This is a genomic window from Alloalcanivorax xenomutans (assembly GCF_900217905.1).
Taxonomy (GTDB): Bacteria; Pseudomonadota; Gammaproteobacteria; order Pseudomonadales; family Alcanivoracaceae; genus Alloalcanivorax; species Alloalcanivorax xenomutans.
This window is the reverse complement of the sequence record NZ_OBMO01000020.1, coordinates 48,598-74,100: the sequence shown is the minus strand read 5'-3', so window position 1 is coordinate 74,100 and position 25,503 is coordinate 48,598. Positions and strand designations below refer to the sequence as shown.

Here is a 25,503-nt window from a genome sequence, read left to right as displayed (position 1 = left end):
GATATACTTACGTAGTTCTTATGCTGTACAACATGAGAAATTAGTAGTAGCAGAAAGGTTATTAGATCACAACAACCTTTACGCCGTATAATGACGTGCTTCACGGCTGGATGCTGTTCCCGCGCATAAACCGTCCCAGGTGACTTGGCCCGGACCGCCGAGGACATGCTCTAAGCCTTTATTCTGAATCCACATCAATTGCCACTATATGCAATCTGCCGTCCGCTGGATCCGCCCTCTCCTCCTCCTCGCCTTTGCCGCCGTCTGTGGCGCCGTCCTGGTCATGGCCGGCTCCTATCTGTACCTGGCGCCGCAACTGCCTGATGCCATTGGCATTCGCGAGGTCGAGTACCAGACGCCGCTGCGTATCTACAGCAGTGACGAGAAACTCATGGCCGAGTACGGCGAGAAGCGTCGCGAGCCGGTCACCTTCGACCATCTGCCACCGCTGTTCGTCCAGGCGGTACTGGCGGCGGAAGACGAGCGCTTCTTCCGCCATGCCGGGGTGGATGTGAAAGGGCTGGCCCGGGCCGCGGTGGAGTTGATCCGTTATCGCGAGATCCGCTCCGGCGGTTCCACCATCACCATGCAGGTGGCGCGCAACTTCTTTCTCGACCGGGAACAACGCTTCCTGCGCAAGTTCAACGAGATCGTGCTGGCCATGCAGATCGAGCACATCCTGACCAAGGAACAAATCCTCGAGCTGTATCTCAACAAGATCTATCTGGGCCACCGCTCCTACGGCGCCCAGGCCGCGGCCAAGGTTTACTACGGCAAGGACATCGGCGAACTGACCCTGCCGCAGTGGGCGATGATCGCCGGCCTGCCGAAGGCACCTTCCGCCTACAACCCGATCACCAACCCGGAGCGGGCGGTACAGCGCCGCAACTGGATTCTCGGCCGCATGCACGAAACCGGCGCCATTACCGAGGAACAAATGGAACAAGCCCGGCGGGCACCGGTGACCGCCCGCTATCACACTTCACGACCTGAAGTGGAAGGCGCCTATGTGGCGGAGATGGCGCGCCTGGCGGTGGCCGATATCATCCCCGGGGACCTCTACACCCAGGGTTTACGGGTTATCACCACGGTCGACAGCAAACGCCAGGAAGCGGCGGTGCGCGCCCTGCGTGAGGGCCTGCACGAATACGATGAGCGCCACGGCTATCGCGGTCCGCTGGCCGAGGTGGACACCGGCGCTCTGCCGAAGCTGGCCTGGCCCCAAGGCGACGATGCGGAAGCCGCCCCCGAGGATGAGGCACCACAGCCGGAGCTGGCCCGACCGGAGGAGGAAGATCAGGAAAGCCTGAGCAACGATGTGGTCGCCTGGCTCGATACCTTCAAGGACCAGCCCGCGTATGGGCCGCTGCGCACGGCCATCGTCACCGAGATACGGGAAGACGCCGCGGCGGTACTGCTGGGCGACGGCAAACAGGCCGTGGTGGCCTGGAAGGATATCAGTTGGGCCCGCCCGGCATTGCGCAAGGGCTATGTTGGGAAAAAACCGAAACAGGTCGCCGATGTCCTCAAAGTCGGCAATGTCATCTACCTGCGCCCGGTGGATGACAAGAGCGGCGCCCACTGGCGCTTGGCGCAACTGCCCCAGGCGCAATCCGCGCTGGTGTCACTGGATCCGGAAACCGGCGCCCTGCAGGCATTGCAGGGCGGCTACAGCTTCGCCGCCTCCAACTTCAACCGGGCGATGCAGGGCCAGCGTCAGGCGGGTTCCGTATTCAAGCCGTTTGTTTATACCGCCGCACTGGAAAACGGCTTCACCCCGGCCACCATTATCAATGACGCCCCGGTGGTCTACGACAGTTCCGAACTGGGCAAGGCCTGGCGGCCGAAAGGCTCCAGCGGCCGCTTCTACGGCCCAACCCGCATGCGTGAGGCGCTGTACCGTTCTCTCAACCTGGTGTCCATCCGCATTCTCCGCCAGGTGGGCATCCAGCAGACCATGGAGACCCTGAAGGAATTCGGTCTGCCCTATGACCGTTTCCAGAGGGATCTGTCCCTGGCCCTGGGCAGCGGCTCGCTGACGCCGCTGGAGCTGGCCACCGCTTACGCCATGTTCGCCAACGGTGGCTACCGGGTGACCCCCTGGTACATTGATCGCATCGAGGACCGCGACGGCCATGTGCTGTGGCGCGCGCCGGAAGTACTGCGGTGCGACCTGCCCTGCGCCGATGAACGGGCCCGAATCGCCACTGAGGAAGCAGCCTGGGAACAGCGCGAGCAGTTGCCCACGCTGTTGGAGCGTGAGGAAGTCAGTCTCGGCGACAGCAACCGCGATGAGCAACCTCCGGAAACACTGCAGCCGCCGCCGGTGCTGGCGCCCCGCACTCTGGATCCGGAAGTGGCCTGGCTGATGAATTCCATGTTGCAGGACGTGATCAAGCGCGGCACCGGCCGCCAGGCAAGCTCCCTGGGCCGCAAGGATCTGGCCGGCAAGACCGGCACCACCAACAATCACGTGGACGCCTGGTTCTCCGGCTATGCGCCGAGTCTGGTGACCACTGTGTGGGTGGGACTGGACACGCCGACATCCCTGGGCTGGGGTGAATACGGCGGCCGTGCCGCCCTGCCAATCTGGATCAGCTACATGGGCAAGGCTCTGGAAGGCGTTCCGGAAACCGCCCTGCGTCAGCCGCCGGGTATTGTCTCGGTCCGTATTGATCCGAAGAGCGGCCTGGTCGCGCGGTCCGGCAACAGCAATGCCATCTTCGAGTATTTCCGCGAAGATGAAGTGCCAGAACAGGAAAGCCCCTATAACGGCGGCAGTGGCGGCGCCCCGGAACAGATTTTCTGATCCGTTCCCGGTTGCTGGATCAATCGCGGCTCACGAGCCGCGATTGATCATCCATTTCACCATACCTTTCAGATCATTGAAGAAACTCGAGCGGTTCGGAGACTCCGTGTAGGCACCACAGCGGCCATCATGTCGCAAATGGCGCAACTCGCCGCTCTCATCGAAGCCCATCAACGCCGCCCGGTAGGGCGCTGCTCCCTTGTAATCCGGGTGGAAAAAACGCTGTCCACCGGCATCGTACACGCCGCCACGCAGCGCGGAACCCGACCGGCGGTAGCGCGCCTTTTCGATAAAACGGAACTTGTCGGGATCGACGTCCGGCACTACCGCCAGGCCACTGCTCCAACCCTGCAGCCCGCGCCCTCCGCCTCGGCTTTGCCGGTTCCAGTCCCATTCCACCCAGGCGTAATACAGATGCCGGTCATCCCGATAGAGCCCTTGCGCCAGGGTTTCCAAGGGCGCACTGGAATCACGCCGGCACAACACCTTCAATTCATTGGTAAAGGGTTGATGGAAATAAAAGGTATCGCCTTCATGAAACAGCACATGCCAGCCGAATTCTTTGTCCGCCTGCAGCAATTGCAGCGCACCGGGCGGCAGGGTCCGGCCGGTGTCCGCCACTTGATCGGGTAATGGCTGGTCCTTGAAGAAATAGCGCCGGCCATCGTAGCCGTAGTGGTTACCCCAGGTGCCGCCCTCGACCCTGATCACGGTGAAGTCCGCCGGTTCGGCCCCCTGCACCACCTTTCCCCGGTAATAGACCCGGTTGGCATCCTTGAGATAGTGAAAGTCCGCCGAGGTCCGTTCGGTCACCGCCACTTCATTCAGCGAGGAAACATCGGCACCGGCGATCCAGTGTCCTTGATAGTACAGACGGGCACCGTCGTCGGCGTAATCGCCGTGGCGGACGCGGACTTTGGCGGCCTCGGCGCCGTCCAGCAGTGTATTCCGGTAGTACACACGCTCATCGGCCCGATAATAATGGCGGCCCAGATAAGCCACGGAATCCGGATTCACTTCCGGCTTACGGTGTCCGTCCACGTAAAAGTGCTCACGGTCCCGGGCCAAACCACTGTAAAAGTAGCCTCTCCCAGTATCGCCGGGCACCGGTTCGAACGTCTCCGGATCAGCCCCCTCGACCCGCTGATGGCCCTCTCCCGCCTGCAGAAACCAGATACCGCCGTCCTCATCATGGCTGTAGCGGCTCACCGGATAATCGGTTCGAGTCACCTCCGGTTCTTCCCCGGGGTCCAGCCACAACATCAGCGAGACCATCAACGCCAGAATTGCCGTAACCCAGGCCAGTCCCTGCCCCCATCTCCTCATTGATGCTCTCCCTTGATTCCTGCCGTCCTTCGCCGCAACAGCCAGCGGATGCCACGAATGGCGATCAGCACGATAGCAAGCAGGATAAGAATGTCGCGGGCCCACACAGGAACGTAGTTCCAGTCCGGATTGCGAGTATACGCCAAGCACTCGCGCGCTCTATCCAGCCTCCGTGGCTGTCCTTTTTCAGTCACGCCCCACAGGCCGGCCACATATCCTTCGGATGGATTGAGGAAACGGCGGTCACCGGCCTGATACAGATTCCCGGTCAGGGTTTTGCCTTGCATGCGCAAGCGGCGCTCACCGATCAGGCGCAAATCATCGGGATGCACACCAGGCACTACTTCCAACCCGGTGTACCAACCGCGCAGGCCGCTGGCGTACCGGCCCTTGCGATGATCCAGCGCCGTCCAGGCGTAGTACAGATGCCGGTCATCCCGGTAGAACCCACGCCCGATCCGTTCCAGGGGAGCGCCGGAATCCCTTTGGCACAGGGGCTTCAACTCATTGGCAAGGGGCTGGTGATAAAAGAGTTCCCGGCCCTGATAAAACAGGGCATGCCAACCCAGGAGCTTGTCCGCCAGCAGCAGTTTGAGACTGCCCGGCGGCAGAACCCGATCCGTACCGGCCACCCGCTCCGGCACTGCCTCACTTCCCAGAAAATAGCGCTGACCGTCGTAACCGTAATGGGCATCGTAGATCAGGTTCCGGCTTTGCCCCTCCACGGTGATCAGAGTGAACTGATCCGGGCGCGCGCCCGCCACCACTCGACCCCGGTAATACACCCGGTGACGGTCTTTCAGGTACACGCGCTCCGCCGGCGTCGGCGTTTCCCGCGGGACTTTCGCCAGGGACGCAATGTCCGCGCCCTGGATCCAATGGCCCTGGAAATACAGATGGCGGTCATCATGGGCGTACTCGTTCGGGTACCTTACGGCATTCTGGAATACCCGCAACCGGCCAGGGTCGGCTCCTTGCAGCAGGGCAGTGCCGTAATAGGCCTGATCGCCGGCAACGTAGTAACGCGACTCCAGGTAGCGCACGCTGTCCGGCGCCACACTCGGCATGCGCTGTCCCATCGCATAAAAGTGATCACGGTCCCGGGCCAGGCCGCTGTATTCAACAGGGCCATTGGCATTGGCCGGCAGAGGTTCGAAGCTGCTCGCATCGGCGCCTTCCACCCGTTGATAGCCGTCACCGGGGCGCAGGAACCAGACACCGCCAGCGTCATCGTGGGCGTAGCGGCTGCGGGGATAATTGGTGGGGTCTACTTCGGGGCTATCCTTGGACAGCATCCACCAGATCGCCAGGGCACTGGCTATACTGACCAGCACCGCGATGATGAAACCGGCTTTGCCGCCAATGGCTGGCTCAGGTTTGTTGGTATCGTCCAAACACCGCGCTCCATGCGTCTGCCTTTGCCCGGCCCAGTATAGTCATGCGGATCGGTTTGCGCGCGGTGGAGAGGGCTTGGGAGGGGGGTAAAGCCGGCGCGGCGCGTTAGCCGCCTCCCACGAAGGCCACGAGAACCTGCCGTGGGAGCGGCTGACGCGCCGCGCGATCCCCGTCCGTTACAGTTCCGGGAAGATATCGTCCAGGGACTTGAGCGGGTAGTGAGACGGGTAGCCTTTGCGGGCGACGCCGGAATCCACCGCGGCGCGGGCCACGGCGGCGGAGACCCGGCCCAGCAGGCGCGGGTCGTTGGGCTTGGGAATGATGTATTCCGGACCGAAGTTCAACGGCTCGCCACCATAGGCTTCCAGCACTTCCCGGGGCGGTGCTTCGCGCACCAGCTCGGCGATGGCGTGCACCGCCGCCAGCTTCATGTCCTCATTGATGGAGGTGGAGCGTACATCCAGGGCCCCTCGGAACATGTACGGGAAGCACAGAACGTTGTTGACCTGGTTCGGATAATCGGAACGGCCGGTGGCGATGATGGCGTCGGCGCGGGCGGCCTTGGCCACTTCCGGGCGGATTTCCGGGTCCGGGTTGGCCAGCGCGAAGATGATCGGCTTGTCGGCCATCTTCTTGACCATTTCCGGGGTCAGCATGTCCGGGCCGGACACGCCGATGAACACGTCGGCGCCTTCGATGGCGTCATCCAGAGTGCGCTTGTCGGTGTCGTTGGCCAACGCCGCTTTGTACTGGTTGAGATCATCACGGCGGTTGTGGATCACGCCCTTGCGGTCCAATACCAGGATGTTTTCCTTGCGCGCGCCCATTTCGATCAGCAGCCGCACGGAAGCAACCCCGGCGGCGCCGGCGCCGACGCACACCACCTTGATGTCCTCAATGCGCTTGTTCTGGATTTCCAGGGCGTTGAGCAGCCCGGCGCCGACCACGATGGCGGTACCATGCTGGTCGTCATGGAACACCGGCACGTCGCAGATTTCCTTGAGCACTCGTTCGATCTCGAAGCATTCCGGCGCGCGGATGTCTTCCAGGTTGATACCGCCAAAAGTGGTGTGAATGCGCACCACGGTATCAATGAACGCCTGCGGATCCTCCGCTTCGACTTCGATATCGAACACGTCGATGCCAGCGAACAGCTTGAACAGAATGCCCTTGCCTTCCATCACCGGCTTGGACGCCAGCGCGCCCAGATTGCCCAGTCCCAGGATAGCGGTGCCGTCACTGATCACCGCCACCAGGTTGCCTTTGGCGGTAAAACGGTAAGCCAGTTCCGGTTCCCGGGCGATTTCACGCACCGGTTCCGCGACGCCCGGACTATAGGCCAGGCTGAGGTCGCGACCGGTTTTCGCGCTTTTGGTCACCTCGACACTGATCTTCCCCGGGCGTGGTTTGGCATGATAATCCAGGGCCGCCTTCTTGAAATCCTCGGACATGGTGGTCTCCGCTCCCCGAAACGGGCTTTAAAACACTATATTGGCCAAATAAATATCAATCGACGTAAATTTGCATCGATATCAACACTATCGATGCAAAACCGCTATTTATGTAAAACAATGCCGCCGATGAACGTAAAAAGCACCCGAAAGGGTGCTTTTTACAGGTGGAACGCAAAGCAATGAGAACGATCAGTTCTTCTTGGAGCGCAACACACCAAAGCGCTGCTTGAACTTGTCGATCTGACCGCCGCTGTCCGCCTGCTTCTGCTTGCCGGTATAGAAAGGGTGGCAGGCGGAGCATACGTCCACGGAAAAATCACCCGCACGGGTGGACCGGGTCTGAATGACGTTTCCGCAGCTGCAGGAAATCGCCACGTCCTGGTATTCAGGATGAATGTCTGCTTTCATAACTGGGCTCCATTGCGTGTCGCTACCCGATCAAGGCCGGGCACCACACTGGCTTACGCCGGGAAAAGTGAACGCGAACTATATCAGTTTGCGCCCGATGCGCAAGCTGTAACCGCTGTTTTCCGGATTTCCACGTGCCGCTCTCCACCTTACAGGTTGCCTTGCCGGTCCCCCTGCCAGGCTGTTTTGACTATTCCCTGCCACCGGAGACGCCGGTGCCGCCCCGTGGCGCCCGGGTGGAAGTGCCGTTCGGCAAACGGACCCTGGTGGGCGTGGTCCACGATCATCAGCCCAGCAGCCTGAAGACCCTCAAGGCGGTCAAACGAGTACTCGACGAAGCGCCGATCATCGATGAGCGGCTCTACACCCTGTGCGAATGGGCCGCCGGCTACTATCACCACCCCCTTGGCGAAGTATTGAATTTCGTGCTGCCAACACTGCTGCGCCAAGGGCAGGCGGCACGGCCGGACGCCGAGATCCGCTGGCGCATCACCGACCGCGGCCGGCACGTGACGGCGGACCGCCTGAAGCGGGCTCCACGCCAACAGGAAGCCCTGGCCCTGCTGGCCGAACACCCGGACGGCCTCACCCCGGCCATGCTGGAAGCGCTGTCGGTATCGCGCCCGGCGCTCCAGGCCCTGCGGGAGAAGCAGTGGGCGGAGCGCGAGGAGCACCTGCCGCAGGTACCAGCGCTGCCAGCGGATGTCCTCGCCGAGCCTGCTCTGAGCGCCAGTCCGGAGCAACGACTGGCGATCGAGGCGATCAATCAGGCCAGCGGGTTTCAACCGTTCCTGCTGGACGGCGTCACCGGCAGCGGCAAAACCGAAGTGTATCTGCAGGCAATGGCGCCGGTGTTGGCGGCTGGCCGGCAGGTGCTGGTACTGGTGCCGGAAATCGGCCTGACGCCGCAGACCCTGCGCCGTTTCCGCCAACGTTTCGCGGTGCCGGTGACGGTCATGCATTCAGGCCTGAACGACCGCGAACGGCTGGAAGCCTGGCTTGCCGCCGGCGAAGGCCGGGCACGCATCATTATCGGCACCCGTTCGGCGATATTCACACCGTTACATGCACCGGGGCTGATCATCGTCGACGAAGCCCATGACGGGTCCCTGAAGCAACAGGACGGTTTCCGCTACCACGCCCGGGACCTGGCCACGTGGCGCGCCCGCCAATGGAACATTCCGGTTGTCCACGGCAGCGCCACTCCGGCCCTGGAAACCCTGCATCTGGCCCACACCGGCCGTTACCAGTGGCTGCGTTTGCGCGAAAGGGCGGGCGGCGCCGCGCTGCCGGATATCGAGCTGCTGGATGCCCGGGATGCCGCCCCGGACGCGCCGCTGCTGCCCTCCGCTCTGACCGCCATCGAAGACACCGTGCGCCGTGGTGAACAGGCTCTGGTGTTCCTCAACCGGCGCGGCTTCGCGCCGGTGATCCTGTGCCGGGACTGCGGCTGGCAGGCGGAGTGCCCGCGCTGCGACAGCGTCATGACCTGGCATCGCAGCTTGTCGCAGTTGCGTTGTCACCACTGCGATCACCAGCAGCGGGTGCCGCGGCGCTGCCCGGAATGCGGCTCCAGCAATCTGATCGACGCCGGCGCCGGCACGGAAAAACTGGAGGCTCTGTTGAGTGATCATTGCCAGGCTCCCGTGGTTCGCATCGACCGGGACACCACTCGCCGCAAGGGCAGCCTGGACGCCAAACTGGCGGAGATCCGCGCCGGCGCGCCGGCGGTGCTGGTGGGGACGCAGATGCTGGCCAAGGGCCACCACTTTCCACGCCTGAGTCTGGTGGTGATCACCAATCTGGACGCCGGTTTCCTCAGCGCCGACTTCCGTGGCCCGGAACAGGCCGCGCAATTGCTGCTGCAAGTGGCTGGCCGCGCCGGGCGGAAAGATCTGCGTGGCCGGGTGCTGCTGCAAAGCCGCCATACCGATCATCATCTGGTGCGCCTGGCCGCCGCTGGCGACTACCACGCCCTCGCCGACACGCTGCTGGAGGAACGGCGCATGGCCGGGCTTCCGCCGTTCGGCCATCTCGCCTTACTGCGCTGCGAGGCCATGTCCATGGACAAGGCCCTGGCCTTTCTTGATGAGTGCGCGGCGCCCTTCCAGCAGAACAGTAACGTCGATGACGACAGTGTGAACCTGCTCGGACCGGCGCCGGCGCCGATGGAAAAACGGGCCGGCCGCTATCGCGCCCAACTGCTGCTGCAGGCGCCCCAGCGCCCGGCTCTGCACGCCGTGCTCGACGCCCTGGTGCGTCATGCCCGAAGCTTGCCCTCCGCCCGCCATTGCCGCTGGCATCTGGATGTGGATCCCACCGAGATGGTGTAATTCGCCATTGGAATACGTCACCTCACTTGACTAAACTGGCGGCTTCCCGCGCACCCCACCCGGGCTTTTTCGATCCCTGGGCCATCAGGAGCATGCATGAGTCAGGTGGACATTCTGTTCCAGCGTTACGGTCCGCGTTACCGTCTGTGGGTAACGCTCACCGTCATGCTTGGTCTGGTGGCGCTTGGCATGTCGATCACCATCGTCAACGTCGCCATTCCTTATATAAAGGGCGCCTTCGGCATGAGCGACAGCCAGGTGCAATGGCTGTCCACCGGCTTTCTGGCTTCCACCACCGTATCCCTGCTGGTGGCCCCCTGGCTGGTGTCGGCGGTGGGCCAGCGCGCTACCTTCATGGGACTGTTGCTGGTGTTCATCGCCGCCTCCCTGCTCGGCGGTCTGGGCGAGGGCATGGCGGCGCTGGTGGCGGCCCGGGTCATTCAGGGGGCGATGACCGGACTGATCCGGCCGGTGGCCATGGAGGCTCTGTTCGCCGCCTACCCGCCGGAAGGCCGGGGCATGGCCACCGCCATGTACGGCATGTGTCTGGGGCTGCCGCTGACTCTGGCCACGGTGATCGGCGGCTGGCTGGTGGAGAATTTCACCTGGCGTTACGTCTTCTTCATCACGCTGCCGATCTGTGTCGCCGCGGTGGTGATGGGCTACTTCTTTTTACCCACTCACGAGGGCAAAGGGCCGCGTTCACCGTTTGACTGGGCCGGCGTGGCGATCTCCTTCGCCGCCGTTTTCTCCCTACTGGCGGCCTTGTCCAATGGTCAACGCTGGGGCTGGGATGATCCCCGGGTGCCCATACTGATTGTCACCGGCGTTCTGCTGGGCACCGCTTTTTTCCTGTGGCAGAAGCGCTGCCGCCACCCGCTGCTGGATCTGGCCATCTTCCGCAACCGCTTGTTCGTGACCGGCACCTCCGCCATGTTCCTGTTCGGCGGCACTTTCTACGGCATCATGTATCTGCTACCCCAATTCGTGCAGACCGTTCTGCATTACAGTCCGGTCAGCGCCGGCAAGATTTTTCTGCCTTCCACTCTGGTGCTGGCGATTCTGGTACCGCTGGTGGGCCGCCTCAGCGATCGTTATCCGGCGCACTGGCTGACCTTGCCGGGGCTGGCCTGCGCCCTGTTCGCGGTCTGGCACATGGCGCTGATGGACTGGGATACCTCCTTCGCATACCTGGCCACCACCATGGCGATTCTTTCCGTGGGCATGGCGGCGTTCCCACCACCCACCCTGTCCAAGGCCATCGCCGCGCTGGAGCCTCGCCTCACCGGCCACGGCTCCGGCGCCATCAATTTCGCCATGCAGTTGGGCGGCGCGCTCGGCACCGCTGGGCTGGTAATCATGCTGGAACGCCGCACCGTGGAGCATGGCCAGCAACTCAACGCCGGCGTGCACGCCGGCAACAGCACCGCCCAGCAGCAACTGAGCCAACTGGCCGAACTGGCCGGCCGCCTGGGTGTTCCGGACACCCACCTACAGGCCATGGCCGGGCATTTAATGGGGCGACTGGAAACCATCTGGGCATCGATTTTCGCTTACCAGGACGGGTTCTGGATTCTGGTGGCCAGCCTGGTGCTGGTGGCGATCCCCTCAGTGCTGTTGAGCCGCCTGCATAACCGGCCCCGCCCCGTGACCAATGCCCCCGCCAACAACCCGGCAACACAATGAAGGATGACGACACCATGACCGACAGCTCGTCCCGTTCCCGCTATCCGCGCCGTCCCTCGCGGTGGCTGAAGCTCGCCGCGCTGGTGGCTCTGGTGGTGGCGTGCCTGATCTGGATAGCCTTCGCCATCCATCACCGGCTCACTCACGTCAGCGCCCAGGACGCCCGGGTGATGTCCAGTCAGGTCACTGTCAGCAGCCGGCTGCCTGGCTGGGTCCCGGAGTTCACCCTCACCGAGGGAGACCGGTTGCAAAAGGGCGACGTGGTGGCCCGCCTGTACAGTGAGCCGGATCAACAGCAGCTGAAGACCCTGCAAGCCAGCGTCGCCTCGATGCAGGCCAGGCTCGACTATGAACAGGCCCGTCTGGACCTCGGCCAACAGCAATTCGAGGGCGGCCTGCACATCACCAGCCAGCAACTGCAGTCGGTCAAAGCGGCGGAAAGAGCGGCCCGGGCACGGCTGACTCAGGCCCGCAAGGATTTTGAGCGGTCCGACGCCCTGCACCAGCGCGGCGCCGTTTCACAGCAGCAACGGGATCAGGACTACTACACTTACCAGGCCGCCCAGGCCGAATATCAGCGCTCGCGGGAAGAGGTGGCAGTCAGTCAGGCGCAGGCCGACAACGCCCACGTCGGTTTTCTCAATGGCGTGCAAGTGCCCCTGCCGCCGCCTACGGTGATGAAAGCCCAGGTCGGAATCGCCCGGCAACAACTGGAAGAGGCCAAGGCGCGACTGGCGCAGCAGGAACTGCGCCTGGAGGATCTCACCGTACGCAGCCCGATCAACGGTGTAGTCAATAAAACCCTGATCGACCAGGGCGAATACGTGTCACCGGGACAACCGATTCTGATGATGCACGATCCGGAGGACCTGTGGGTGGCGGCCAACATCAAGGAAACCGATGTGGCCGAACTGCGCCCAGGCCAGCCGGTGAAAATCACCGTTGATGCCTATCCGAACGAATCTTTCAGCGGCTCGGTGCAGGTCATCGGCCGCGCCGCCACCAGCCAGTTCGCGCTGTTGCCGGATCCCAACCCTTCCGGCAATTTCACCAAGATCACCCAGCGCCTGCCAGTGCGCATCCGCCTGGAGGATGGCCCGCTGGATCTGATCGGTCCGGGGATGATGGTGGAAGTGGATATCGATGTGAGGGGCAATTAAGGACGGGCCGGACCTCCGGCGCGCCTTCCAGGGGGCGGCAATTCGATCCGGATTCACGTACAATCGCCGCCCAATCGAACCCGTCTTGAGAAACCATGAAAGACCGTCTGATCGCGCTGATCGACAGCGCCCTGGATACCCTGACCGCCAACGGCGTGCTGCCCGCCGAAGCGCGCCGGCCGGTGCGGATTGAGCGTACCAAGGATAAAAGCCACGGCGACTTCGCCACCAACATCGCGCTGATGCTGGCCAAGCCCGCCGGCTTGAAACCCCGCGATCTGGCCCAGGCGCTGGTGGATGCCCTGCCGGAAGACCCGGCCCTGGCGAAAACAGAGATCGCCGGCCCCGGTTTTATCAATTTTTTTCAATCCGACAACTGGCTTGCCTCGCAGCTGGAAGCGGCCCTGGCCGACGAGCATCTGGCGGTGCCCCGTCCGCGGCAGCCGCAAACCGTGGTGGTGGACTATTCCGGCCCCAACCTGGCCAAGGAAATGCACGTCGGCCATCTGCGCTCCACCATTATCGGCGATGCCGTGGTGCGCTCGCTGGAATTTCTCGGCCACAAGGTGATCCGCCAGAACCACGTGGGCGACTGGGGCACCCAGTTCGGCATGCTGCTGGCGTATCTGGAGGAACAGAAAGCCGAGGAAGGCGCAACCGAGCTGAGCCGCGAACTGGCCAATCTGGAAACCTTCTACCGCGCCGCCAAGCTGCGTTTCGATGAGTCCCCGGAGTTCGCCGATCGCGCCCGTGCTTTGGTGGTGAAGCTGCAGTCCGGTGACGAGTACTGCCTGAAACTGTGGAACGAGTTCAACCAGGTCTCCCTGAGCCATTGCTACGCCGTCTATGAGCGCCTGGGCGTCAGCCTCACCGCCGCCGATGTGCGCGGCGAAAGCACTTATAACGATGACCTGCCAAAAGTCGTGGCGGACCTGGACGCCGCCGGCCTGCTCACCGAGGACCAGGGCGCCCTGTGTGTGTTCCTGGACGAGTTCCGCAACAAGGACGGGGACACTCTGCCGGTGATCGTGCGCAAGGCGGACGGCGGCTACCTCTATGCCACCACCGATCTGGCGGCCCTGCGTTACCGCGCCAACCAGTTGCACGCTGATCGCATCCTGTATTTCGTTGATCAACGTCAGGCCCTGCACTTCCAGCAAATGTTCGCGGTGGCCCGCGAAGCCGGTTTTGTCGGCGCTGGAGTGGATCTGGCCCACATGGGCTTCGGTACCATGAACGGCCCCGACGGCAAGCCGTTCAAAACCCGCGACGGCGGCACCGTGAAGCTGATCGACCTGCTCGACGAAGCGGAGCAGCGGGCCTACCAACTGGTCAGCGAGAAGAATCCGGAGCTGGATCAGGACGAGTTGCGCGCCATCGCCCACGCCGTTGGTATCGGCGCGGTGAAATACTCGGATCTGAGCAAGAACCGCACCAGCGACTACGTGTTCAATTTCGATCTGATGCTGAGCTTCGATGGCAACACCGCGCCCTACCTGCTGTACGCCTACACCCGGGTGGTCAGCGTGTTCCGCAAGGCCGGTCTGTCGCTGGATCAGGTGACTGGCGAATTGCTGTTGCGCGAGGAAGCGGAACAGGCCCTGGCCGCCCGTCTGGTGCAGTTCGGCGAGGCGGTGCAGTCGGTGGCGGACAAGGGTCAGCCCCATCTGTTGTGCGCCTACCTCTACGACGTGGCCGGGCTGTTCTCCAGCTTCTACGAGCACTGCCCGATCCTGTCCGGCGATGACGACGCCCTGCGCGCCAGCCGCCTGAAGCTGGCCGCCCTGACCGCCCGCACCCTGTCCGAGGGCCTGCGACTGCTTGGACTGACGCCGCTGGAGCGTATGTAATGGCAAAGAACACCCGCGGCGCCAGCCGCAGCCCTCGCAAGAACAGCAAAAAGCGCCAGGTCCCGGGCTGGGTCTGGCTGTTCACCGGCGTGGCGGCCGGTTTGTTCCTGGCGTTCCTGGTGCATCTGGCCCAGGTACAGAAAGAAGCGGGCACCGCCACCCTGGTGAAAGCCCCGGAACAGTCCGGCCAGGGCAAAGGCAAAAACGGCGACACCCCCAAGGCCAATGGCGACGAGCCGACCTTCGACTTCTACGCGGTGCTGCCGAAGATGGAAGTGATCGTGCCCAAATCCAAGGACGAGAAACCGGCACCAGCGAAAAAGCCGGCCACCTCCGGCCGTGATGACAAACCGTCCACCGCCGCCAAACCCGACACCAGCACGAACGGCGGCACCACCGCCAATGCCGGCGACGGCAAGATCTATATGCTTCAGGCTGGCAGTTTCCGTAACGCCAGCGACGCCGACCGCCGCCGCGCCGAGCTGATCCTCAAGGGCTATGAAGTGCGTCTGCAACCGGTAAAGCTGGAAAATGGCGACACCTGGCACCGGGTCATGATCGGCCCTTACAACAGCGTCAACACCTTGCATAAGGCCCAGGACCAGCTGGCCTCCAACGGCGTGGAAACCCTGCCGATCCAGGTGAAGAAGTAAACCACTCTCCCTGCCGCGCAGCCCAAGCGGTGTGGTGTGAGGGTTCCGGGACCCTGTTTGGCGTATCTCGAACCCCCCGCTTGGATTTCATCGCGGCATATGACGCCGAGAAGCGCCGGGCGGGGTAATGCCGGACCGTGTTTGGCCAAGGATGGCCAAACCCGAGCCTACATGGACGTACTCGCAGCGTGTCCGGCATTACCCCGCCCGGCGCTGACTTCCTCAACCCACCATTGAAATCCCGCCCTCCACCCGCATATCCCCCGGAACACGAATAAGGAGATAGACGCGTGACCACTATCGTATCCGTTCGACGCGGCACCAATGTGGTGATCGGCGGCGACGGCCAGGTGAGCCTGGGAAACACCGTTATGAAAGGCAACGCCCGTAAAGTACGCCGCCTTTACCATGGCAAGGTGATCGCCGGTTTCGCCGGCGGCACCGCGGACGCCTTCACTCTGTTCGAGCGTTTCGAGGCGCAATTGGAAAAACACCAGGGCCATCTGGTCCGGGCCGCCGTGGAGCTGGCCAAGGACTGGCGCACCGACCGCGCCCTGCGCCGCCTGGAAGCGCTGCTGGCGGTGGCCGACAAGGACAACTCCCTGATCATCACCGGTAACGGCGACGTGGTGGAGCCGGAACAGGGGCTTATCGCTATCGGCTCCGGCGGCCCCTTCGCCCAGTCCGCCGCCACGGCACTGCTGGAAAACACCGATCTGAGCGCCCGCGAGATTGTCGAGAAAAGCCTGAAGATCGCCGGTGACATCTGTATTTACACCAACCAGAATCACGCCTTCGAGGAGCTGGAATAGTGGCTTCCCTGACACCAAGAGAAATCGTATCCGAACTGAACCGGCACATTGTCGGCCAGGAAGAGGCCAAGAAAGCGGTGGCCCTGGCCCTGCGCAATCGCTGGCGCCGCATGCAGCTGCCGGCGGAAATGCGTGCCGAAGTCGCCCCCAAGAACATCCTCATGATCGGCCCCACCGGGGTCGGTAAAACCGAGATCGCCCGCCGTCTGGCCAAACTTGCCGACGCCCCCTTCCTGAAGGTGGAAGCCACCAAATTCACCGAGGTGGGCTACGTGGGCCGGGACGTGGAATCGATTATCCGCGACCTGGTGGAAATGGCGATCAAGATGCTGCGCGAAAAAGCCATCGAGCGGGTCGGCTCCAAGGCCGATGACGCCGCCGAGGAACGCATTCTCGACGCCTTGCTGCCCGCCGCCCGTGGCGAAGAGAGCAGCGCCACCGACTCCACCACCCGGCAGGTTTTCCGCAAGAAGTTGCGTGAAGGAGAACTGGACGACCGCGAGATCGATATCGAGGTCAGCGCCAACCCAGCCGGCGTGGAAATCATGGCGCCGCCGGGCATGGAGGAAATGACCAGTCAGCTGCAGCAGATGTTTTCGCGCATGGGCGGCCAGAAGAAACGCCACCGTAAACTGAAAGTGCGCGACGCCCTGCGCCTGCTGCGTGACGAGGAAGCGGCCCGCTTCATCAACGAGGACGAGTTGAAAGTGGAGGCCATCGACGCGGTGGAAAACCACGGCATCGTCTTCCTTGATGAAATCGACAAGGTCGCCAAGCGCTCCGAAACCGGCGGCACCGACGTGTCCCGCGAAGGGGTGCAACGGGATCTGCTGCCGCTGATCGAAGGCAGCACGGTGAGCACCAAGTACGGCATGGTACGCACCGATCACATCCTGTTCATCGCTTCCGGCGCCTTCCATCTGGCCAAGCCCAGCGACCTGATCCCGGAGCTCCAAGGCCGTCTGCCGATTCGCGTGGAACTGAGCGCGCTCACTCCGGAAGACTTCGAGCGCATCCTCACCGAGCCGCGCTGTTCACTCACCGAGCAATACAAAGCGCTGCTGGCCACCGAAGGCCTCAAAGTGGAGTTCACCGAGGACTGCATCCGCCGCATCGCCGAAGTGGCCTGGCAGGTGAACGAGAAGACCGAGAACATCGGCGCCCGCCGGTTGCATACGGTGCTGGAGAAACTGCTGGAGGAAATCAGCTACGACGCCGACGACCTCGCCACCCAGTATCACGACACGCCGCTGAGCCTGGACGCCGAGGCGGTCAACCGCTACCTGGGCGAATTGGCGGACAACGAGGATCTGAGCCGCTACATCCTCTAAGCGCCCCACATTGTAGGTAGTGGGACGCCGGCGCCGGGCCATGCCCGGCGTCAGGCCTGTCAACCTCGAATCAGCATCGCTCCCGGCGGCACGTGGTAACGCAGCTCACGACAGTCGCCTGGCGGCGGTTGTTGTCCAGAGGGGCGATCCGGATACCAGATACGGCACTCTCCAGGGGGCGGCCGCTGCCCTTCGGGGACCCGGTATCCGGCGGCGTCTCCGTCATAAGGCCTGGAACCGTAGTAACCTCCCGGCTCCGCATAAACCGCACAGCCATTGAGAAAAGCCGCGGTCAGAGCCAGTGCCCAGTATCGTGCTGATGAAAGCCTGTGCACCATCGTTCTCATCTCCTCTGCTGCTCCGGCCTTCCTGGAGCTTCTTCCAATCTACATCAAACGCGATGTCTTCCCTGTTAAATTGTATTAGGCGTGTCTCCTGACTGTCTGATAATGCGCCGCAGCCCACCCTGGCGCATCCCCCTGAGTACGCTACAATGTTTCCCCTTTCGCACTTGGTCGCAGCAACAACGAGGTTCCCATGCCCGAGTACCGCTCCCGCACCACCACCCACGGCCGCAACATGGCCGGGGCCCGCGCCCTGTGGCGCGCCACCGGCATGAAAGACGGTGATTTCGGCAAGCCGATCATCGCCATCGCCAACTCCTTCACCCAGTTCGTGCCCGGGCACGTGCACCTGAAGGATCTGGGCCAGCTGGTGGCCGAGGAAGTGGAAAGAGCGGGCGGCATCGCCAAGGAATTCAACACCATCGCGGTGGACGACGGCATCGCCATGGGCCACGACGGCATGCTCTACTCGCTGCCCAGCCGCGATATCATCGCCGACTCGGTGGAGTACATGGTCAACGCCCACTGCGCCGACGCCATGGTCTGCATCTCCAACTGTGACAAGATCACCCCCGGTATGCTGATGGCCGCCATGCGGCTGAATATCCCGGTTATTTTTGTTTCCGGCGGCCCGATGGAAGCGGGCAAGACCAAACTGGCCGAGCACAAACTGGATTTGGTGGACGCCATGGTAATGGCCGCCGATGACAGCGTCGACGACGAAACCGTGCACGAAGTGGAACGTTCCGCTTGCCCCACCTGCGGCTCCTGTTCCGGCATGTTCACCGCCAATTCCATGAACTGTCTGACCGAGGCCCTGGGCCTGTCGCTGCCGGGCAACGGTTCATTGCTGGCCACCCACGCCGATCGCCGCGAACTGTTCCTGGAAGCCGGCCGCCGCATCGTCGATCTGGCCCGGCTCTACTACGAGCAGGACATGGACAGCGTGCTGCCGCGTAATATCGCCTCCCACCGGGCGTTCGAGAACGCCATGAGTCTGGACATCGCCATGGGCGGCTCCACCAATACCGTGCTGCACTTGCTGGCCGCCGCCCAGGAAGGTGAAGTGAACTTCACCATGGAAGACATCGACCGCCTCAGCCGCAAGGTGCCGTGCTTGTCCAAGGTGGCCCCGGCGACCCAGAAATACCATATGGAAGATGTGCACCGCGCCGGCGGCGTCATGGCCATCCTGGGCGAGTTGGACCGCGCAGGCCTGCTGCACCGGGATCTGCCCATGGTGCACTCCGCCACGGTGGCCGAGGCGCTGGAAAAATACGACGTGATGCGCACCGGCGACGACGCGGTGAAAAAGATGTACAGCGCCGGCCCCGCCGGCATCCCCACCCAGACCGCCTTCAGCCAGGACACCCGCTGGGAGAGTCTCGATATCGATCGCGCCAACGGTTGTATCCGTGACTACGAGCATGCCTACAGCAAGGATGGTGGTCTGGCGGTGCTCTACGGAAACATCGCCGAGCGGGGCTGTATCGTCAAAACCGCCGGCGTCGACGAGTCCATTCTCACCTTCACCGGCCGCGCCCGGGTGTTCGAGTCCCAGGATTCCGCGGTACGCGCCATCCTCGGTAATCAGATCGTCGCCGGTGACGTCGTGGTGATCCGCTACGAGGGCCCGAAAGGCGGGCCCGGCATGCAGGAAATGCTCTACCCCACCAGCTACCTGAAATCCAAGGGCCTGGGCAAGAGCTGCGCGCTGCTCACCGACGGCCGCTTCTCCGGCGGCACCTCCGGTCTGTCCATCGGCCATGCCTCGCCGGAAGCGGCGGAAGGCGGCGCCATCGGGCTGGTCGAGGAAGGCGACACCATCGAGATTGATATCCCCAGTCGCCGCATCCACCTGGCCATCAGCGATGACGAACTGGCCCAACGGCGTGAGCGCATGGAAAAACGCGGCAAGCTGGCCTGGAAGCCCAAGGAAATCCGCCAGCGCAGCGTCTCCACCGCACTCAAGGCCTACGCCGCCCTGGCCACCAGCGCCGATCGTGGCGCGGTGCGCGATCTCAGCCAGATCGGGGAGTAAGGAGGATATCGGCCGCCATCGCGGCCAAGCGGAACGCCGCCCGGGCCGCTTGGCCGCGAATCGGCGGGCGGGCGTGGGCGCGGCGGTCATGGGAGCCGGCGATCCGCCGCGCTATGATGCGCGAAACCGATCAGAGAGGAAGCACTCATGACCCTGGCTTATTGGTGCGTTCTGGCGGCCATCCTGCTGCCCTACGTCTTCACCGGCTTCGCCAAGTTCCTGGGCGGCTTCGGGCCGCGTCAGAACCACAATCCGCGTGAATTCCTGGAGACGCTGGAGGGCAGCCGCAAGCGCGCGCACTGGGCTCAACAGAACAGTTTCGAAATCACCCCGGCTTTCGCCGCCGCGGTGATCATCGCCCATCTGGCGCAAACCGCGCCGCAACCCACCCTCGACGGCATTGCCGTCGCCTTTGTCTTGAGCCGTGTCATGTACGGTGTCTGCTACATCGCCGACTGGGCCAGCGCCCGCTCCCTGGTGTGGTTTTTCGGCATCGGCTGTATCATTGCACTCTTTATTGGCACCGGTGCCTGAGGATTCTCATGTCGGTTAACGAATTTCTGGAAAAAGCCTGGTCCGACAAGGGCCCGAAGCTGGTCAGCGGCTTTTCACGTCCGCTGTACCACAATCTGGTGGGCCTGCTGAAAGGCCGCAAATACGACAAGCGCGCCTACGGCGGCATGATTCGCCACACCGAGGCCGGCATGCTCACCGAGTGGGCCAGTCAGGTCCCCGCCGGCGGCGTGATCGTGGAAATCGGCTGCTACGGCGGTCTGTCCACCAGCTACCTGCTCAACGGTTTGCGCAAGAAGGGCGGCAAGATCTACGCCATCGACCCGTTCAACTCCGACCTGGACAAGCAGGAAGAGCTCACCGACGACTGTGTGCCGCTGGAGAATAAACCGACCAAATCCCTGGTGGAGCAGCGCCTCAAGCGCAACGGCTTCGACGGCATGTTCGAGCTGATCGAGGGCTTTTCCCAGGAAGCCGCCCGCAACTGGAATCCGGAAGTGAAAATCGACTTTCTGTGGATCGACGGCAACCACGAGCAGGCCTACCAGGACTTCAAGGACTTCGAGCCGTTCCTCAACCCCGGAGCCCGGGTGGCGGTGCACGACGCCCATCCCCGATACGGCTACGCCGCGGTGGTGGAAGACGTGAAGAAGATCTTCGCCGAAGGCGCCTGGGCCGACCTGGAACATGTGAAAAGCATCATTACCGGCCGCAAGGTGGGCTGACCACCTGAGCCGACGGGGGCGCCTGGCGCCCCGCATCATGCCATGCCGTACCGCATACGCATCAACCAGCGGCACACCCTGGACTGCCCGGGATCGAAGACCATTCTGGAAGCCGCCCGGGAAGCCGGATTCGGTTTTCCTCACGCCTGCCGCAATGGCGTCTGCCGGCGCTGCGAAGGGCGCCTCGGGCGCGGCAGCGTACTCCTGACCCGCCCTGGCGGCCCGCTGAGCGCGGGAGAAAGCGGCGCCGATGCGGTGCTATACTGCGTGGCCTTTCCGATCAGCGACTGCGAGATCGATGTGCCAGATATAACCGCCCCCGGAGAAATTCCGGAGCAGACTCTGCGTTGCCAAATTCGTCAGCGGGAGCCCCTCAACCACGACGTCAGTCGGATCTGGTTGCGACTACCCGCGGGCCGACAGGCCCATTGGTACGCCGGCCAATACCTGATTCTCGACCTGCCCCACGGGCAGTACCCGTTTTCCATCGCCAACGCCCCCGGCGGCCGTGAATTGGAACTGCATATCCGTCACGGCCACGACAACCCCGGCGCCCGCCGCATCATGGCGGACCTGGCCGACGCCAGCACGGTGTCGGTGATCCTGCCCCAGGGCCTGCGCTACCTGGACACCCCGCCGCCTCGTCCACTGTGGTTTATTTGCGGCTCCACCGGTTTCGCGCCGGTGAAGGCGATGATCGAACGCCTGATCCAGGTCGGCTTCGAACATCCGGTACGGCTGTTCTGGGGTGCCCGCACCGAACAGGACCTGTACCTGCCTGACCTGCCCTCCCAATGGCAGGACGCGTTGCCGGACTTCCACGCGGTCACCGCGCTGTCCGACATCAGCAAACCCGGGCATGCCCAGGGGCTGGTTCACGAGGCCGCTCTGGAAGCGTTGGAACAGCCCGAGCAACCGCTGTTCTACATCGGCGGCTCACCGGCCATGGTGTGGGCGGTGCACGATGCCCTGGTGGAAGAAGGGGTTCCGGCCAGCAACATGCATTCCGACGTGTTCGATTACGCGCCCCGCGATTGAGGTCCCGTGCACTCGCCGGGCGCCAGTCGGCGCACGGTCCCAACAAAATATCTCGAAAAAATTGAATAATCCGGCATCGGCGCATGCCGAGGAGCGCCCCGCCGTCTGGCTCCGGGCCCGGCCAGACGGCACAATGGGCACTGTTTGTCAGCGCGGACCCCTTGGCCCATGGACGATCCGAACACAGCCTCGAAACCCGAGACCCTGGTCGCCTGCCCGGAATGCGACCTGGTGCTGCGGGTCTCGGCACCGGACAAGGGGCAATGGGTGCGCTGCCCGCGCTGCCGGCACCCGCTGGTGCGCCCGCCGGAGGATCGTCATCTGACCCCGGCCCTGGCCGTCGCCGCGCTGGTAATGCTGGCCGTGGCGCTGTCGTTTCCTTATATCGAATTCCAACGCTCCGGTATCGGCGAAAGCATGACCGTGCTCGACGCCGCCACCAAACTGGCCGCCTTCCACCATCCGGAACTGGGTTTGCTGGTGTTCGGCACCATCGTGGTGTTGCCGGCGTTGTATCTGCTGGCGGTATTGTGGATCGAATTCAGTCTGGGCCGGCACCCCCGTCTGCCGGGCACCCGCACGCTGATCCGCGCCCTGCATTACTGCAAACCGTGGATGATGGCCGATGTCTTCGCCATCGCCGCGCTGGTCAGTCTGGTCAAGATCATCGGCATGGCGGAGGTATTCCTGAAACCGGGGTTCTGGACCTTCGCCGGCTTCGCCCTGTTCCTGTTGATGGTGGTGCAACGGGTCAATCCCCTGGTGTTGTGGACACGCCTTGAGGGACCGCCACAAGCGCCGCCCGCTCTGCGTCCGGGACTGTCCGCGCGGCTGCAGCATTACCAGGGCTGCGAGCAATGCAGCCAGTTGCAGCCCATCGAACATCAGCACTGCGACCGTTGTTCCGCGCGTCTGCATTCACGGTACCCGGACAGCATCCAGCGCACCCTGGCCTATCTGCTGGCGGCCACCATCGCCTGTTTCCCGGCCCATCTGTATCCGATCATGGTGACCACCAGCCTCGGCAACACTCAACCGGCCACCATCATTTCCGGTGTACTACAATTCATCGCTCATGGTGACTGGCCCATTGCCCTGGTGATCTTCACCGCCAGCGTGGTGGTGCCGTTCGGCAAAATCCTGGCGCTGGGCTGGTTGTGTCTGGCCAGCCGCCGCGAGAAACCTCTGGATATGCCGGCGCAAATGGCGCTGTATCGCTTTACCGAATGGATCGGCCGCTGGTCGATGATCGATGTTTTCGTGGTGGCCATCGTGGTGGCGCTGGTGCGCCTGGGTAATCTGATGTCCATCGACCCCGGCCCGGGAGGGATGGCGTTCGCCGCCGTGGTGATTCTCACCATGCTGGCCGCGCACAGCTTCGACCCGCGCCTGATCTGGGACCAACAACAGCGACGAACGGATGACTACGACACCCTCGAACGCCGCGCCTGAACGGCGCCCGAAACTCTCGCCGGTGTGGCTGATCCCGCTGGGTGCCCTGCTGATCGGTCTGTGGCTGGCTTTCGACCATTGGGCCAGCCAGGGCCCCACCGTGGTGTTGAAAATGACCGACGCGGAAGGCATCGAGGCCGGCAAGACCTCGGTGAAAACCCGCAATGTGCAGGTGGGCCAGGTGGAGGAAGTGGCGCTGTCCGAGGATCTCAGTCATACCCTGGTGACGGTGCGCATGCAGCAGGACACCGCCCGCATGCTCAACGACAAGACCCGTTTCTGGGTGGTGAAACCGCGGATCGGCCGGGAGGGCATCAGCGGTCTCGGCACGGTGCTCTCCGGCGCTTATATCGAATTGCAGCCCGGCGACGGCAAGAAGGAAAAGCGCCGCTTCCAGGTGGAAGAAAAACCACCGATCACCGAAGCCGGCGCCAAGGGCCTGTATCTGACGCTGAACGCCCGCCCCGGCAGCAGCGTCGCCACCGGCGATCCGGTCACCTACCGCAATCTCACCGTGGGCCGGGTGGTGGACACCGAATTCCTGGCCGCGGAAAAGATCATTCGCCACCGCATCTTCATCGAGCAGCCCTACGACGTCCTGGTCACCGAGAGCGTGCGCTTCTGGAACGTATCCGGCGTCACACTGCAACTGGACTCCGGTGGTTTCAAAGTAGGCATGCAATCCATGGAGACGTTGATCGGCGGCGGCATCACCTTCGGCGTGCCGGATCAGGACATGCCCGCCGGCGCGCCGGCCAAGCCGGATAGTGAATTCGAACTGTACGCCGACGAGGAAGCCGCCCGGCGCGGTCTGTTCGACCAGTACCTGGAATACGTGCTGCTGGTGCAGGACTCGGTGCGCGGCCTGCGCCGGGGAGCGCCGGTGGAATACCGGGGCGTGCGGCTGGGCACGGTGGAGCAGGTGCCCTGGCACTTCACCGCTGACCAGCCGGAGACGCTGACGCGTTTCGCCATTCCGGTGCTGATTCGCATCGAGCCTCAGCGGATTCTCGAAGATGAGGAAGCGGACCTGGACGAATGGCGCGGCCGCCTGAATCGCATGTTCGATCATGGCCTGCGCGCCACGCTCAAATCCGGCAACCTGCTGACCGGCGCCCTGTTCGTGGACCTGAATTTCCAGCGCAATGCCGAGCCATTCGAGCAAGCCCGATTTGAGGGGGTTCAGGTCTTCCCCAGCACTACCGGGGGGCTGGCTCAGTTGGAAAGCCAGGTGGCCGAGTTGATGGACAAGATCAACAGCCTGCCGCTGGAACAGATCGGCAACAAATTGGACCGCAATCTGGCGGCCTCGGAATCCACGCTCAAGGCCTTCGCCGGTACCGCCGAACGGCTGCGGCAACTGCTTGAGGATCCGGCGGTGGCCGGCATGCCGGAGCGTCTCAACGACACTCTGAGTGCCCTGGAGAAAACCCTGGCGGGTCTGGAACCCGGCTCCGACGCCTATCGGCAGCTGTCCGGGACCTTGCAGCGAATGGAACAGTTGCTGCGCGACGCCGAGCCCTTGATGCGGACCCTCAAGGAACACCCCAACGCCCTGATTTTCAGCACTGACCCGGAGCCGGATTATGAGCCGAAAGCGGCCCGTTAGACTTGTTCTCGTTCTACCGTTGCTGGCGACATTGCTGGCCGCCTGCGCCAGCAACCCCGCCGGCCCCTCGGTCCAGTATCTGCTGCCGGGCGCGGCGCAGTCCGCGCTTCGCGGGGAATTGCCGGACATCCGGCTGGACACCGCCGGCTATCTGGATCAGTCGGGGGTGGTCATGCAAACCAGCGCGGTGGAAGTGCGTGCCGCCCGCCAACACCAATGGGCGGAACCGCTGCCCCGGCAATTGGCGCGTTCACTGGCGGCTCGGCTGGCCCGGGCCGGGGTTGCCGCTCCCGGACGCCTGGAAGTGCTGGTCACCCGTTTCCAGGGCACCGCCGAAGGCGAGGCGGTGATCGAGGGGCAATGGCGTTTCCTGGGTGATCAGGGCGATCGTGCCGGTACGCACTTCCTGGAACGGCGGCCGCTGCAACGGGACGGCTATCCGGCTCTGGTGGAGCAATTGGATGAAGGCTGGAACGCGGTGGCGGATGGCATCGCGAACGGTTTGACTGGCGCGACCCGGTAATAGAAATTCACCGCCCGGCTTCTGTGGGAGCTGACCGGTCT

At 63.4% G+C, this 25,503-nt stretch carries 19 protein-coding genes; 15 read left to right on the top strand and 4 right to left on the bottom strand.

Going from position 1 to position 25,503, the window contains the following annotated elements; all coding sequences use genetic code 11:
- Positions 1-283 precede the first annotated feature (283 nt).
- On the top strand, positions 284-2,809 hold the full coding sequence (locus CRO06_RS15880) for a penicillin-binding protein 1A (protein ID WP_097058847.1): 2,526 nt from the start codon (positions 284-286) through the stop codon (positions 2,807-2,809).
- 30 nt (positions 2,810-2,839) lie between these two features.
- Here the strand turns inward: CRO06_RS15880 and CRO06_RS15875 are convergent, their stop codons facing one another.
- From CRO06_RS15875 to rpmE, 4 genes are all read right to left on the bottom strand, one after another.
- Positions 2,840-4,135, bottom strand: a complete 1,296-nt coding sequence (locus CRO06_RS15875; RefSeq protein ID WP_244902847.1) for a DKNYY domain-containing protein — start codon at positions 4,133-4,135, stop codon at positions 2,840-2,842.
- Positions 4,132-5,529 (bottom strand): DKNYY domain-containing protein, encoded by a 1,398-nt coding sequence (locus CRO06_RS15870; RefSeq protein ID WP_097058846.1) that lies wholly within the window; start codon positions 5,527-5,529, stop codon positions 4,132-4,134. The genes CRO06_RS15875 and CRO06_RS15870 overlap by 4 nt, the downstream gene beginning before the upstream one ends.
- A gap of 177 nt (positions 5,530-5,706) precedes the next feature.
- Positions 5,707-6,981 (bottom strand): malic enzyme-like NAD(P)-binding protein, encoded by a 1,275-nt coding sequence (locus CRO06_RS15865; RefSeq protein ID WP_097058845.1) that lies wholly within the window; start codon positions 6,979-6,981, stop codon positions 5,707-5,709.
- 192 nt (positions 6,982-7,173) lie between these two features.
- Complete coding sequence (gene rpmE / locus CRO06_RS15860) at positions 7,174-7,392, bottom strand: 50S ribosomal protein L31 (protein ID WP_022995164.1); 219 nt, start codon at positions 7,390-7,392, stop codon at positions 7,174-7,176.
- Positions 7,393-7,526: 134 nt separating this feature from the next.
- On the opposite strand from rpmE, the gene CRO06_RS15855 reads away from it, so the two are divergent.
- The 14 genes from CRO06_RS15855 to CRO06_RS15790 all read left to right on the top strand — a co-directional run bounded on the left by CRO06_RS15855 (position 7,527) and on the right by CRO06_RS15790 (position 25,462).
- Positions 7,527-9,725 (top strand): primosomal protein N', encoded by a 2,199-nt coding sequence (locus CRO06_RS15855; protein ID WP_097058844.1) that lies wholly within the window; start codon positions 7,527-7,529, stop codon positions 9,723-9,725.
- A 96-nt stretch (positions 9,726-9,821) separates the two neighbouring features.
- Complete coding sequence (locus tag CRO06_RS15850; protein WP_097058843.1) at positions 9,822-11,411, top strand: DHA2 family efflux MFS transporter permease subunit; 1,590 nt, start codon at positions 9,822-9,824, stop codon at positions 11,409-11,411.
- Between the two features lie 14 nt (positions 11,412-11,425).
- Positions 11,426-12,571 carry an HlyD family secretion protein gene (locus tag CRO06_RS15845; RefSeq protein ID WP_244902846.1) on the top strand — a complete coding sequence of 382 codons (1,146 nt, stop codon included), beginning with the start codon at positions 11,426-11,428 and terminating at the stop codon, positions 12,569-12,571.
- A 95-nt stretch (positions 12,572-12,666) separates the two neighbouring features.
- Positions 12,667-14,421 (top strand): arginine--tRNA ligase, encoded by a 1,755-nt coding sequence (gene argS, locus CRO06_RS15840; RefSeq protein ID WP_097058841.1) that lies wholly within the window; start codon positions 12,667-12,669, stop codon positions 14,419-14,421.
- Positions 14,421-15,074: an SPOR domain-containing protein gene (locus CRO06_RS15835; RefSeq protein WP_097058840.1), complete on the top strand. Its 654-nt coding sequence runs from the start codon at positions 14,421-14,423 to the stop codon at positions 15,072-15,074. Before argS ends, CRO06_RS15835 begins: the two co-directional genes overlap by 1 nt.
- Before the next feature lie 290 nt (positions 15,075-15,364).
- On the top strand, positions 15,365-15,886 hold the full coding sequence (gene hslV / locus CRO06_RS15830; RefSeq protein WP_022995158.1) for an ATP-dependent protease subunit HslV: 522 nt from the start codon (positions 15,365-15,367) through the stop codon (positions 15,884-15,886).
- Complete coding sequence (hslU, locus tag CRO06_RS15825; RefSeq protein ID WP_022995157.1) at positions 15,886-17,217, top strand: ATP-dependent protease ATPase subunit HslU; 1,332 nt, start codon at positions 15,886-15,888, stop codon at positions 17,215-17,217. Before hslV ends, hslU begins: the two co-directional genes overlap by 1 nt.
- 537 nt (positions 17,218-17,754) lie before the next feature.
- Positions 17,755-19,602: a dihydroxy-acid dehydratase gene (ilvD, locus tag CRO06_RS15820; RefSeq protein WP_097058839.1), complete on the top strand. Its 1,848-nt coding sequence runs from the start codon at positions 17,755-17,757 to the stop codon at positions 19,600-19,602.
- 147 nt (positions 19,603-19,749) lie between these two features.
- Entirely contained in the window at positions 19,750-20,136 is a 387-nt protein-coding gene (locus CRO06_RS15815) for an MAPEG family protein (protein WP_022995155.1), read from the top strand.
- A gap of 8 nt (positions 20,137-20,144) precedes the next feature.
- The gene (locus CRO06_RS15810; protein ID WP_022995154.1) at positions 20,145-20,840 is read left to right on the top strand and encodes a class I SAM-dependent methyltransferase; all 696 of its coding nucleotides are present in this window, start codon (positions 20,145-20,147) and stop codon (positions 20,838-20,840) included.
- Positions 20,841-20,882: 42 nt separating this feature from the next.
- Positions 20,883-21,878 (top strand): 2Fe-2S iron-sulfur cluster-binding protein, encoded by a 996-nt coding sequence (locus tag CRO06_RS15805; protein ID WP_055099553.1) that lies wholly within the window; start codon positions 20,883-20,885, stop codon positions 21,876-21,878.
- 168 nt (positions 21,879-22,046) lie between these two features.
- Positions 22,047-23,330: a paraquat-inducible protein A gene (locus CRO06_RS15800; protein WP_097058838.1), complete on the top strand. Its 1,284-nt coding sequence runs from the start codon at positions 22,047-22,049 to the stop codon at positions 23,328-23,330.
- Positions 23,299-24,939: an intermembrane transport protein PqiB gene (pqiB, locus tag CRO06_RS15795; RefSeq protein ID WP_055099554.1), complete on the top strand. Its 1,641-nt coding sequence runs from the start codon at positions 23,299-23,301 to the stop codon at positions 24,937-24,939. The genes CRO06_RS15800 and pqiB overlap by 32 nt, the downstream gene beginning before the upstream one ends.
- On the top strand, positions 24,917-25,462 hold the full coding sequence (locus CRO06_RS15790; RefSeq protein ID WP_097058837.1) for a PqiC family protein: 546 nt from the start codon (positions 24,917-24,919) through the stop codon (positions 25,460-25,462). The genes pqiB and CRO06_RS15790 overlap by 23 nt, the downstream gene beginning before the upstream one ends.
- Positions 25,463-25,503 lie beyond the last annotated feature (41 nt).